Source organism: Rhodococcus sp. (in: high G+C Gram-positive bacteria) (assembly GCF_049591685.1).
Taxonomy (GTDB): Bacteria; Actinomycetota; Actinomycetes; order Mycobacteriales; family Mycobacteriaceae; genus Rhodococcoides.
The window spans coordinates 1-11,945 of record NZ_JBAWFH010000325.1 but is presented as its reverse complement, the minus strand read 5'-3'; the positions used below and the strand labels follow the sequence as shown (position 1 = coordinate 11,945).

General features: G+C 63.9%; 11 protein-coding genes. 5 read left to right on the top strand and 6 right to left on the bottom strand.

Going from position 1 to position 11,945, the window contains the following annotated elements:
- Nucleotides 1–613 (top strand): FAD-dependent oxidoreductase (locus WBQ44_RS13575; RefSeq protein WP_495567203.1); only part of this gene is annotated, 613 nt, incomplete at its 5' end.
- A gap of 69 nt (nt 614–682) precedes the next feature.
- On the top strand, nt 683–1,780 hold the full coding sequence (locus tag WBQ44_RS13570; RefSeq protein ID WP_495567202.1) for a hypothetical protein: 1,098 nt from the start codon (nt 683–685) through the stop codon (nt 1,778–1,780).
- Here the strand turns inward: WBQ44_RS13570 and WBQ44_RS13565 are convergent, their stop codons facing one another.
- The 4 genes from WBQ44_RS13565 to WBQ44_RS13550 are packed head-to-tail and all read right to left on the bottom strand — an operon-like array spanning nt 1,781 to nt 6,790.
- Nucleotides 1,781–3,226: a GntP family permease gene (locus tag WBQ44_RS13565; protein WP_495567201.1), complete on the bottom strand. Its 1,446-nt coding sequence runs from the start codon at nt 3,224–3,226 to the stop codon at nt 1,781–1,783.
- Nucleotides 3,223–3,897, bottom strand: a complete 675-nt coding sequence (locus WBQ44_RS13560) for a bifunctional 4-hydroxy-2-oxoglutarate aldolase/2-dehydro-3-deoxy-phosphogluconate aldolase (protein ID WP_495567200.1) — start codon at nt 3,895–3,897, stop codon at nt 3,223–3,225. The genes WBQ44_RS13565 and WBQ44_RS13560 overlap by 4 nt, the downstream gene beginning before the upstream one ends.
- Nucleotides 3,894–5,486, bottom strand: coding sequence for an N-acyl-D-amino-acid deacylase family protein (locus tag WBQ44_RS13555; protein WP_495567199.1), 1,593 nt, complete (start codon nt 5,484–5,486; stop codon nt 3,894–3,896). The genes WBQ44_RS13560 and WBQ44_RS13555 overlap by 4 nt, the downstream gene beginning before the upstream one ends.
- A gap of 8 nt (nt 5,487–5,494) precedes the next feature.
- Nucleotides 5,495–6,790, bottom strand: a complete 1,296-nt coding sequence (locus WBQ44_RS13550; RefSeq protein ID WP_495567198.1) for an alanine racemase — start codon at nt 6,788–6,790, stop codon at nt 5,495–5,497.
- A 101-nt stretch (nt 6,791–6,891) separates the two neighbouring features.
- On the opposite strand from WBQ44_RS13550, the gene WBQ44_RS13545 reads away from it, so the two are divergent.
- The 3 genes from WBQ44_RS13545 to WBQ44_RS13535 are packed head-to-tail and all read left to right on the top strand — an operon-like array spanning nt 6,892 to nt 9,067.
- The gene (locus WBQ44_RS13545; RefSeq protein WP_495567197.1) at nt 6,892–7,899 is read left to right on the top strand and encodes a sugar kinase; all 1,008 of its coding nucleotides are present in this window, start codon (nt 6,892–6,894) and stop codon (nt 7,897–7,899) included.
- A complete protein-coding gene (locus tag WBQ44_RS13540; protein WP_495567196.1) occupies nt 7,896–8,669 on the top strand; it encodes an IclR family transcriptional regulator in 774 nt (257 codons plus the stop codon). The genes WBQ44_RS13545 and WBQ44_RS13540 overlap by 4 nt, the downstream gene beginning before the upstream one ends.
- A complete protein-coding gene (locus WBQ44_RS13535) occupies nt 8,666–9,067 on the top strand; it encodes a RidA family protein (protein ID WP_495567195.1) in 402 nt (133 codons plus the stop codon). The genes WBQ44_RS13540 and WBQ44_RS13535 overlap by 4 nt, the downstream gene beginning before the upstream one ends.
- A gap of 152 nt (nt 9,068–9,219) precedes the next feature.
- On the opposite strand, the gene WBQ44_RS13530 is transcribed toward WBQ44_RS13535, so the two are convergent.
- Nucleotides 9,220–10,377, bottom strand: coding sequence for a T3SS (YopN, CesT) and YbjN peptide-binding chaperone 1 (locus tag WBQ44_RS13530; RefSeq protein WP_495567194.1), 1,158 nt, complete (start codon nt 10,375–10,377; stop codon nt 9,220–9,222).
- Between the two features lie 83 nt (nt 10,378–10,460).
- Nucleotides 10,461–11,606 (bottom strand): alkaline phosphatase family protein, encoded by a 1,146-nt coding sequence (locus WBQ44_RS13525; protein ID WP_495567193.1) that lies wholly within the window; start codon nt 11,604–11,606, stop codon nt 10,461–10,463.
- Between the last annotated feature and the right edge of the window lie 339 nt (nt 11,607–11,945).

The following is an 11,945-nucleotide window of genomic DNA, read 5'->3' as shown; positions in this document are numbered from 1 at the left end:
GCTCAGCGGATCCTTCGATCGCGGGTTCACCGACCACGGCGTCACCGTTCGGCGGGGCGCAAAGGTCGCATCGGGTGCTGAGGCGTCGGCGCGCGTGCAACTGCAGCTCGACGACGGCTCGACCGTCGAAGCGGACGGCGTGGTCTTCGGCCTCGGCGTAAAACCGAACGTCGAGCTCGCCGAACAGGCAGGGCTACAGGTGGACAACGGCGTGGTCGTCGACGAGTTCCTGCGCACGGAAGATCCGCACGTACACGCGGCAGGCGACGTCGCGAACTATCCGGACGCCATCCTCGGTCGGCGACGCATCGAGCACGTCGACAACGCCAACGAAATGGGCAAGGCCGTCGGGCGCATCATGGCCGGCGGCACCGACCCGTACACGTACACGCCGTACTTCTATTCGGACGTCTTCGATGACGGCTACCAGGCAGTCGGCACCGTCTCGACCGAGTTGCGGACGGTCGAGAAGTGGACGGACGAGCCGAATGAAGGCGTCGTCTACTACGTGGACGACTCGAACGCGGTCAAGGGTGTGCTGATGTGGAACGTGTGGGAGGGTCTCGACAACGCGAAGGCCCTCATCGCGAGCGGCGCCGAACCACCCTTGTGAGCTGGGTCCCGCCGCAGGCTCCTGGAATTTCTGGGACAGTGGGGAGCAGTCACGGCGGAGGAGCTGAAGATGCCCGAGCACATGCAGATCGGTAGCGATCGCGAACGCGTCGAAGAGCGGGTACGCAGGTGGTGCGACGACGCCCGGCTCGAGGGGCGACATCCACTTCTGTCCGACGGTGCTGCGCTTGCGATCGCGGCGGGTCTAGTGGACGAGAGCACTCGAGCCGTACTGGCGGCGCGGCGTCGCGGGGGCAAGACGCTGCCCTCTCTCGGCGGGTTCAGCACGCTTCGGGTTCTGTCCGACGAACGGCAGCGATGGCTGAACAAGGACACCAAGAACAAGCCAGGGTCCGCCGTCGTCTATCGACTGCGCGCTGCCGAGCTCGGTAAGCGGCTCGATCACCTGCGCACGACGTTCGTGTTGTCCACCAAGCATTACGCCAATGGTGTGCGGGCCGTGCGCCGCGAACGCCGCGACGGTCTGCACCTGGATGTGGATCAACGCGACGCGCTGTTCGACGCGTTGGTGGCTACCCCGGTTCCGAAGCAACACGTCGGCACGTTCGTCGAACGAACCGGCCGGGGCTTGCTGGACTCGGCGGCGGAACGGGTGGCCGATGCGGCGAAGAAGACCCGGTTCGGCGAGCTCGGTGACCGCGCCGCGTCCGTGATGGCGGAGTTCGCCGACCGAAAGGACGACGCGTTCTCGAACCGGTACGAGACGATGCTGTTCGTGGCGGGAACGAACTACGACCGGATTCACCGCTCGCCGGCGTGGCGGTCCGAGCATTTCCTCGTTCAGCGCACTCAGCTCGATCTCGCCGACGAACTCACCCAGGTCGCCGTCGACGTCAAGACGCTCCGCGAGATCGACGACGAGCTGGATGGAATAGCCGCGATGATGTTCGACGATGCGACGGCTGCCCAGGTGGCCAGTCGGAGAGCTGCGCTCGATGTGGTGTGGTCACAGATCGTCGACCGTGTTGCCGCCATCGTTCGAGTCGCCGATCTGGTCACTCACTCGGAGGGCGAGCTCGCGACGATGGACATCATGGCCCGAGCGCACAGCCTCGACGACAGAATTGACGATCTCGTGGCCCGAGCCGGTCACCGTGAGCTGTCCGCGGACAACACTCATTTCGTCGGTGACCAGCTCGGACAGTAGCTACGCCACGATCGCGAAGAGAATTCCTGCGACCGCGAAGCTCACCACCGACAGAATCGTCTCGAGCACCGTCCACGTCTGCAGGGTCTGCTTGACGGTCATGTTGAAGAACTTCGCGATGATCCAGAAGCCGCCGTCGTTGACGTGACTGAGGATGATGGATCCGGCCGCGATGGACATCGCGATGAGAGCCGTGGCAACGGGTGAATAATCCTGCGCCGCGACCAGTGGACCCACGATGCCACCCGTCGTGACGATCGCAACGGTTGCCGACCCCTGTGCAATGCGTAGGGCACAGCTGATGACGTATGCAAGCACGATGATCGGGAGTCCGGCGGCCGACATCGCCTCGGCGAGTGCGGAGCCGATTCCGGTGGCCGAGATGACCTTGCCGAAGAATGCCCCAGCACCGACGACCAAGAGCAACATGCCAACTGGTCGCAGTGACTCGCCCGTGAGGGTGCTCAGCTGCTGGACCGTCGAGCCACGTCGAATACCGAGGACGTAGAAAGCGATGAGTACGGCAATGAGCAGTGCGACGGCCGGCGTACCCAGGAAGGTGAGCACCTCGAGAAGATTGCCGGGCTCGAGAAGGATGCTGCCGAACGTGGCGCCCAGAATCAGCACGAGGGGAACCGCGATGATCCCGCCGATCAGGCCGACGGATGGGGGCGTGGTGACAACAGGCCGCTTTGTCGCCACGGAGGTTCCGCCCGAACCGTCGACCGGGGTGTCGTCGTCGGCGGCGTCGTTGATGAAGTCGTCCGGCACGTCGACGATGACGCGCTTGCCGATCCAGCTGCCCCAGGCGAGGCCGGCTGCGATGAATCCCGGTATGCCGCAGACAAAGCCCATCAGGATCAGCCAGCCGAGGTTGACCTCGAGCAAACCGCCGAGTGCAACAGGGCCGGGGTGGGGAGGAAGAAACGCATGCGTCATGGACAGGCCGGCGAGCATCGGCATCGCGTAGAGAACGAGCGACTTTCCGCCCTGCCTGGCTGCGACGTAGACCAGCGGCGCGAGAACAAAGATGCCGATGTCGAAGAAGACCGGGATGCCGAAGATGAGTCCGAGGAGACCCATAGCGACGGGCGCTCCGCGGTCACCGAACACACCCAGCAGCTTGGACGTCAAAGCCTGTGCGCCGCCAGACCGTTCGAGAATGGCACCGAGAACTGTGCCGAGGCCGATGATGACGGCGATGTGGCCGAGAATCCCGCCGAAGCCGGTTTCGAGCAGCGACTCGTTGGCTTTGATTGCCGTTCCCACGATCTGCGAGACCGGCAGGCCCGCAGCCAGTGCGAGGCCCAGACCCACGATCAGCAGCGCGATGAACGGTTCGAGCTTGACCTTGATGATGACGACAAGCAGCACTGCGATGGCGAGGCCACACAGTACGAGTAGGCCGGGGGGCGAAGTCCTCAGCCAGTCGACAGCGGTACTCATGAATTGCCTTTCGAGGGGGTCGACGGACGGCCGTCGATGATGGAGGTCCGCGAGTCGCGTCCTAGAGATTCGACGAAAACAGTGGCGCGGGAGAAGATATCGTTCCAATCTCCGGCGGCGACCGCGTGGGGAGAGACCACGTCGGTACCTGCGGTGACCGCGACCGCGCCGTGTGCCAGGAAGTCCCCAGCGTTCGAGGCGTTGACGCCGCCGGAGGGGACCAGCTTGGCGTCGGGCAACGGGCCGAGCAAGTCTTTGAAGTGAACGGGCCCGAGTGCGCGCGCCGGGAATATCTTCACAGCCGCGGCGCCCAGGTCGATGGCGGTCATGACCTCGGAGGGCGTCAAAGCGCCCATCATGACCGGGATGTCATGCCGTGCTGCCACTTCGGCGACATCGGGCCGCAATCCCGGCGTGACCAGGAATTGCGCACCCGAGTCGATGGCCGCGTGGGCTTGCTCTGCCGTCAGAACCGTTCCGGCGCCGACGACAGCACCCGAGTCGGCTGTTGCTCGAAGAAGGTTCAGCACGCCAGGTGTGGTGAAGGTAAGTTCGACCGCCCTGATCCCGCCGCGTGCCAGAGCGTCCGCGAGTGCAGTGGGATCGGATATGGAGGGCGCGCGGACGACCGCGAGCGCGCGGTCGTCGAGAATGGTCTGTAGTGCGTTCATGCGTTCCGCCTCAGTGAGTGTCCGGCGAGAGCGCCGGTGGGGGAGCCGTTGTCGATGGCAGGCGCACCGTTGACGATCACGTGCGAGATACCGCGAGCCTGCTGTTTCGGATTGTCGAACGTTGCGGTGTCGGACACGGTGGCGGGATCGAACAGCACGAGATCTGCGGCGTTGCCCTCGGCAATGATTCCCCTGTCCGTCAGCCCCAGCCGCTTCGCCGGCCGGCCCGTGAGGTGATTGATGCAGTCCTCGAGTCCGAGGAGACCTTCCTCGCGCACGTAACGACCGAGGTAGCGAGGGAATGTTCCCCACGCGCGCGGATGCGGGCGCTCTCCCACGAGAATTGCGTCGCTACCGCCCATGTGGTGGGGGTGAGCCATGATTGCGCGCACGTTCTCCTCATGGCCGACATGCTGAAGAATCGTTGTGGCCAGTTGGTCGCGTTGCAGAATGTCGAAGAAGACGGTGACCGGGGATTCGCCTCGCTCGGCAGCGATGTCCACCATGGTTCGACCGACGTACCCGTCCAGGTCCGAGTTGGCCACGCCGCTGATCTGGATGGTCTCCCACTCGACCGTGACGCCGTGGCATCCGTCCGAGCCGTTGACGTCGACATCCGCGGTTATCCGCGCACGCATCTGCGGGTCCTGCATTCGCGCGAGTGCCTGGTCGGGCCCCCCGGACATCGCCCAGCTCGGCAGCAGTGCCGACAGGGTGGTGGCGCCGGGAAGATAGGGATAGGTGTCCAGGGTGACGTCACATCCGTCAGCGATCGCCGAGTCGACCTTGTCCAAAAACTCCTGAGCGCGTCCGCGATTGACGCCGAAGTTCATGGTTGCGTGCGTCAGGTGAAGGGCGCAGCCGGTGTCTCGCGCGAGATCGAGCATCTCTTGGTACGCCTCGAGTGCGCCCTTGCCGTAGGAGCGGGTGTGCGGTGCATAGAAGCCACCGAAGTCCGCGACGACTTCGCAGAGTGCGCGCAGTTCGCCGGTAGAGGCGTACATCCCAGGGGTGTACGTGAGGCCACTCGACATTCCGACGGCGCCCTCGCTCAAGCCCTCGGCCAGCAACTCCTGCATACGGGCGATTTCACGGGACGCAGCCGGCCGTTGATCGGCGCCCACGGCAAGGTAACGAAGCGTTCCCTGGGGCACGAGGTACGCGGCGTTCGGAGTAATGCCCTGATCCAGACGCGTCAGATATTCGGCGACGGTTCGCCACGAGAAATCGAAATCGACAGGGTTCCCGTTCCAACCCGCGATCTGCCTGCGAACGACGTCGAGGGTGGCGTCGTCGATGGGGGCGTACGCAATTCCATCCTGGCCGATCACCTCTGTCGTCACGCCCTGACTGATCTTCGGGAAATGGCCGGGGTCGGTGAGAAGTCGCAGATCGGAGTGCGCGTGCATGTCGATGAAGCCGGGTGCCAAGACGTGCCCGGGCTGCGCGTCGATGATCCGGTCAGCGCCAGCTACGACCCCGGGTGCGGTGAGCGCGGCAATCTTGTCGCCTTCGACGAGCACATCCCGCCGCACTCGCGCTGCACCTGTTCCGTCGACGACGTCCGCGCCTCGTATGAGTAGGTTCATGACATTCCCTAGAAGTAGGTGTGGACGAGGTCGACGACGCGCGGATTTTCGGAGTCGGCGTCGTCGATCAACGGGATGAGCCGCCACTTGTCGAAGGCGGTGCACGGATGGGACAAGCCGAGGCGGACGACGCTGCCGATCGGTGCGGCGTCGACATCGGCAGGGAATCGAAGGAACGCGTGTTGGTCGTTCAGCGCGGTGACGGCTCCATCGACGGACTGCGGCACGGGAAGTCCCTCGTCGTAGGGAAGGTCGCGCTTGCCCGCGTCGAGTAGGGCGAGTCCCGGCTCCGGTCTCGAGACCACGCGGGCCCAGCCGTGCATCGCTGCGCGCAGAACATGCTCGGATCGACCGGGGATCATCGGTGAGATCTCCGAGTAAAAGCCGTCGTCGTGGATGACGTACGCGCCGGACCGCAGGACGACCGACGTCGGGACGCCACGCGCGCCCGTCGGATCGGCCAAGGGCGCAAGGTGCTCGACGACGAGATCCTGGTATGCGCTTCCACCGGCGGTCACGATGGCATGTCCGTCGTAGAGGCCCGCGGTGGTCAGTTCGACGTGGAGCGCGGCGACCGCTTCCAGGTACTCCGCCACCGCGCCCAGACCAGCCTCGGAACGGTCATGGCTGAGCGCACCCTCGTAGCCTCCGACCCCGGCCAGGGACAGATGTGGTGAATCGGCGACGGCATCCGCAACTGCACGTGCCTGCTCCGGGATCCGGGCGCCGGTACGGCCGTGCGCCCCGCCGAGTTCGACGACGACGCGAACCTGCCGCCCCGCCTTCGCGCCACAGAGGACGCCGTTCATCAGCCGAACGGTGTCGAGACTGTCTGCCCAGCAGAGGAATTCGAACTCGGGGTGGGCATCGAGCTCCTGTGCCACCCATACGAGACCGACGGGGTCGACCAACGCATTGGCGAGCATGATGCGCTCGACGCCGAAACTACGCGCGATCTGCGTCTGCCAGATCGTCGCCAACGTGATCGCCCAGGAACCCGAATCGAGCTGGCGCTTCCAGATAGCGGGAGCCATCGTTGTCTTCCCGTGCGGTGCGAGTTCGACTCCGGCTTGCCTGGCCCAGGTGGCCATGACTTCGATGTTGTGGTCGACGCGGGCGGTGTCGATGGTCAGCAAGGGAGTCTGGAACCGGCTCAATTCCGGCCGTGACGCAACGAACTCCTCGATCGAGCGTCCCCACGCCTCAGGTGGGACCGACTTGTGTTCGGGACCGATCGCACGAGTGCGAAGGGTGTTGACGGCATGCGCGTCGATCACGGGGAGACCTCCAGGCTTTGCACGCATTCTGCGTTGCGTATTTTGCAACCACTGTTGCGCAAAATGTTTGTAGTTTGTAGTCTGCATCCAGACAGGGCATATCCGCAAGCATTCGAAGGAGATCTTTTGTGACATCCCCTCGGGCGGTGTGTGTTGGCGAAGGCCTGGTCGTGCTGGTGGCAGAACCAGGCGCGCTGGAGGACTCCGCAACGTTCCAGCGTTCGGCAGGCGGAGCCGAAGCCAACGTCGCCCGGGTGCTCGTTCAGCTCGGCGTGACTGCATCGTGGGTCTCCCGCGTCGGCGACGACGGATTCGGTCGATACCTGACACGCCAGTTGGCGGACGCCGGCGTCGACACGTCTGCGGTGCACATCGACGCGGAACGACCCACCGGCATGTACGTCAAGCAACGCGGTGCCGGTACGCCCGCCGAGGGAGATCTCCCCATGGGCGACAGCGCGATGACGTACTTCCGCGCGGGCTCGGCGGCCAGCGCGATGTCCACCTCGGACGCCGCCGAGGGACCGGCCGCCGATCTGTTGCGGCAGGCGAACATCGTGCACTTCTCCGGCATCACCGTTGCGTTGTCGAACACGGCCGAAGCGCTGACCAGGTCGCTGCTCGACTTCGATGGAATCGTCAGCTTCGACCTCAATTTCCGGCCGTCCCTGTGGAAGAACCGACCCGCCGATGCCGCAACGGTTCTCGCCGACCACGTCCGCGGCAGCGACGTCGTGTTCATGGGGGCGGACGAGGCTGCAGACGTCTTCGGCGTTGACGACCCCTCAGCGCTTCGCGCGCGGTTCCCCGAACCCCGCCACCTCGTTGTCAAGAACGATGCACACGTGGTCACCGCCTATGATGGCGACCTGCGCGTGGACGTACCTGCCTTGACGCTGGACGTCTTCGAAAAGATCGGCGCCGGTGACGCATTCGCCGGAGGGTTCCTCGCCGGAATAGCAAGAGGGGCGACGGCCGTGGAGCGAGTGAGGCTCGGCCATCTGTGCGCCGCAGCTGCCCTCACTGCCCACGGTGATGCCGCGGAAGTGCTCGGAGACAGCAGGTTGACTGCAGCCCTGCGCCACTCGGATTCGGACTGGAGCACACTTCGATACAGCGATGTGGCCGCGTCATGAGTCAAAGCCTCTCGCGCGCACTCGTGATCTTGGGTCTGTTGGGTGACGAAACGCGGTCGCTCGACCAGCTGGCAGGCGAACTCGGAGTGCACAAAACAACTGTGCTGCGCCTACTTCGCACGATGGAAGCGGATCGGTTCGTGCAACACGACGCGGATCATCGTTACGTTCTTGGCTCCAGGTTCTTCGAACTTGCCAACAGGGCACTCGAACAGCGAGACGTGCGGACTGTTGCACGGCCACACCTCGCGGCCTTGAACGTATCGACCGGGCAGACCATCCACCTTGCGACATTCGAAGCAGGTGAAGCGGTGTACATCGACAAGTTCGATGCGATACAGAGCGTGCGGATGTACTCGCGTATCGGTCGTCCAGCGCCGTTGCACTGCACCGCAGTGGGCAAGGTTCTCGTGGCTGCACGGCCACCGGCGGAGCAACGTGTCATCGCGCAGCAACTGCACTACCCACGGTTTACCGACAGGACCATCGATTCGGCCGAGAGTTACCTGGCAGAACTCGAACTCGTGGCGCGCCAGGGATACGCGGAAGATCACGAGGAACATGAGTCGTTCGTCAATTGTGTCGGCGTACCGGTTCGAGACGGAACCGGTGCAACGGTGGCGGCCATCTCGATGTCTGTGCCGGACATGTTGCTGGACCACGCTCAGGTTCTGGCCTGCTTGCCCTCCATCTTGGCTGTCGCCGCGGCCATTTCGTCCGACCTCGGATGGAAGTCGGACAACGAAGTTTCGGAGAAAGGAAAACAATGAGCGAAAAGATCGCCATCCGTACCGACGGGGCACCGGCCCCCGCCCACACGTTCTCCCAAGGTGTTCGCAAGGGCCCTTTCGTTCAGGTGTCCGGACAAGGACCTGTCGACCCGGCAACGAGTGAATACCTGTACCCCGGTGACGTTGCAGCGCAGACCACCCGAACTCTGGAGAACGTTCGGGCGATCGTGGAGGCCAGCGGCGCTACCTTCGACGATGTCGTCATGCTGCGCGTGTATCTCACCAAACGCGAAGATTTCGCCGTGATGAACGATGCGTACGGCGAATTCGTCGGCACGCACACCACGGGCGACGTCCTGCCCAGTCGAACCACAGTGTTCACCGGTCTGCCTCGCGAGGAGATGCTGGTGGAGATCGACGCAGTAGCCATCGTCTGACCCTGTACTTCCGGTCCCTCTGCTACTCGGCCCCTGTGCTACTCGGCCCCTGTGCTACTCGGCCCCTGTGCTTCTCGGCCCCTGTGCTTCTCGGCCCCTGTGCTTCTCGGCCCTCGGGCGCCCGACCTTTCCCTTCGGGCGCACGAGTGTGTTCAGGCCTTGTCGAAGAACCCGACCGTTCGCAACGCGGCCCGCAAGGCGCGAACCATGCGGTCCCACGGAATGGCCTCTCGATCACAATTGATGGCCACGTCCATTTCGCCGCGTTCGCGGGCCTCCTGCGCGAAGTCGCGCCACGATTCGGCTTGCTCCGAGCAGAATGCCTCGTAGGCAGCGATCTTCCCGTGGTCCGGCCCACACGCCGCGATCACATCTTGCACGTCCACCGAACCAGATTCGGCGTCGATCTCCAGTAACGTCAACACAGGCAACGGCACGTCCTCGCCCGGGTCCAACTCGTCTTCTTGCACGGTGTACGCACCCGAGGTCGCGACGACACCGCCAAGATTGTCCGCAAATGAAACGTCGACGGTCGACGCGAACGCAGTGACGCGCTCGACAGCGTTGATCAGATGCTCCGGCACGAAGGGCCGAGCGTCGACGCTGACCGCTACGTGCACCCGATCTTCGACGAGAAGAAATTTTGTTCGTGGATGCCGCCGGTTCAAGTCGGCAACCACTTCTGCTGCACGAGTGCGTCCCGCGATGCGCTCGACCAGGCACGCATGAATGCGTACCTCGTCGTCGCCGGCCACGTACACAGTTGTCGTGATGAACCCTGTCGTCACATGGAAACCTGCGTCCGAGAATTCGACCTCGTCACCGAATTGTGCAGTCAAAGCCTCGCCGACAGATGCCCCCAGAGCAGACTCGTCGTCCGCTACGGACACCGTTCGTCCGGCCTTCGGCAGCTGCGACGTCGAAGGTTCTGGTTTCCATCCAAGAAGAAACGACGGATGCGGCACGTTCCAGATCTCGCGAATCTGGGACACAAGCGAGGCCGCGAACCGATCCACCCAGGATGCGTCTTCTTCCAGAACGTGAATGGTGGCGACGTCGGTACTACGCCATGGTTGATCCGGGCTAGCGAGCCCGGACGCGGCACAGACCACAGTGCCTGCGGTTGTCGACCGGATGAGCATTGCTCGGTCGACGACGCCCTCCGGCAGGAATTCCGGACGAATCGACATCACGGCGCCGGGTTCGGAACCGGCTATAAGATCTGCTAACTCCGCGGCGAACGCCCGCCACTCGTTCTCCGTTGCGTCATCCAGATCTGGAATATCGAACGCCGACATGTTTTTCCCCATTTCCGTGCATCCTCGAACTCGATAACGGAAAACTAGCGCCGCCCACCGACAGAGTCCGTCCGGATGCCGACAAGGGCGGACGGCTATGGGCGGGCGACGACGAGGGGGACCGACAATTCGGCGGACGTCAACGAACCGTGATGGCCCCGCAGCATCGACGCAGTGGTTTCGGCTTGGCTTCGAACGACGGCCGAGGTGTCGTTTGCGAGCGCCAACAGGTCACCGATTCTCGAATACGCGTCCGAGGAAACCGTGGGACCGAACCACCCGCGGGCCACCGCGTCATCCCGGGTGACGACCGTGAACCTGTTGCCGAGCGTGTTTTGCCACGCCCGCTGAACGTCGTCGACCGCCCCGGCCCGGGTGTAGAGATAACGCATCCTGGGCTCGCCTCCGAGCAGACGAACGCCCTCGCGGAGGTCGGCGATCGAGTCGTAGTCGACCCGATTGCCGACCTGCACCATGCCGTGGTCGGCGACGACGACGAGTGCACCGTCACCGGGTAGCTGCGCAGCGATCGACTCGGCGAGCAGGTCCACATGACGTAGTTGAAGCCGCCACGCGAGTGATCGGGGGCCACGCACGTGGCCGACCAGGTCCAGGTCTCCGTGGTAGGCGTAGACGAGAGCCGGGCCTGCCTCCGCCAACGCAGAGACGGCCTCGGCGGCCAGATCGCCAGGTGACACCGAAGCGCGGAAAACTCCGCCTCGCAACGAAGCGCGCGTGAGACCCGACCCGTTCTGCATGGACGGACCCACATGGGTCACGGCGATACCGGCTGTTGCCGCCCGTTCGAACGCGGTGGGGGAGGGCTGGAAAGTCTCGGGTGTCAACTCCGGCAGAGGCTCGCTATCGGATGCCGACCCGTGCAGCTTCCACTGCAGTGTGTTCATCAGCAGGTCTTGACCCGGGAGGGCCACCTGGTAGCCGACGATTCCGTGCTGCCCAGGAGGGACACCGGTCCCCAATGAACTGAGACTGGTGGCGGTAGTGCTGGGGAAGCCGGCGGTGATGACCGATCTGAGGTGACGCGTCAGAAACGGCGCATCCTCCGGGTGCTCGGCCAACTGGTCGGCCCCCAGACCGTCGATCATCAAGACGCATACCCGCCGCGTTCCTTCCAGGCGAAGACCCAGACGGTCGGTCTCGCCGTCGAGTCCGATGCACGAGAGGACGGAAGGAACGACGTCGGCCAACGATTCGGACCCATAACGCGGTGACAGCAGCATCAGTCCACCGTAAGCGCCGACTTCGAGGTTTGCAGATTCTGCCGTTCACCGCTTCAGGCTCGCTGACCTGGCGATTTGCAGATGCGTTCTTGTTGGCGTAACTTTTGTCGAGTCAGAGCGACACGGACACCGACCCGGACCGAGAGGTGCGGGACACGAGGTTGTACGCAGATCGTACTGACAGTCCAGTTTAGAGGCGAAAAACTTCTACTGGACACGAGCAAGTAAGCCCCAGAGCTGAAGCGTAAGCCGAAGCGATGGTGTGTGCGTGTTCTTTGAGAACTCAACAGTGTGTCGATGAATGTCAGTGCCGAATTTATTTTGGTGAAGCATTCGATG

Excerpts from the sequence above, each read along its gene's own strand:
- WBQ44_RS13570 (WP_495567202.1), top strand. The coding sequence starts at position 683 with ATGCCCGAGCACATGCAGATCGGTAGCGATCGCGAACGCGTCGAAGAG.
- WBQ44_RS13565 (WP_495567201.1), bottom strand. The coding sequence starts at position 3,226 with ATGAGTACCGCTGTCGACTGGCTGAGGACTTCGCCCCCCGGCCTACTC.
- WBQ44_RS13560 (WP_495567200.1), bottom strand. The coding sequence starts at position 3,897 with ATGAACGCACTACAGACCATTCTCGACGACCGCGCGCTCGCGGTCGTC.
- WBQ44_RS13555 (WP_495567199.1), bottom strand. The coding sequence starts at position 5,486 with ATGAACCTACTCATACGAGGCGCGGACGTCGTCGACGGAACAGGTGCA.
- WBQ44_RS13550 (WP_495567198.1), bottom strand. The coding sequence starts at position 6,790 with ATGCGTGCAAAGCCTGGAGGTCTCCCCGTGATCGACGCGCATGCCGTC.
- WBQ44_RS13540 (WP_495567196.1), top strand. The coding sequence starts at position 7,896 with ATGAGTCAAAGCCTCTCGCGCGCACTCGTGATCTTGGGTCTGTTGGGT.
- WBQ44_RS13535 (WP_495567195.1), top strand. The coding sequence starts at position 8,666 with ATGAGCGAAAAGATCGCCATCCGTACCGACGGGGCACCGGCCCCCGCC.
- WBQ44_RS13530 (WP_495567194.1), bottom strand. The coding sequence starts at position 10,377 with ATGGGGAAAAACATGTCGGCGTTCGATATTCCAGATCTGGATGACGCA.
- WBQ44_RS13525 (WP_495567193.1), bottom strand. The coding sequence starts at position 11,606 with ATGCTGCTGTCACCGCGTTATGGGTCCGAATCGTTGGCCGACGTCGTT.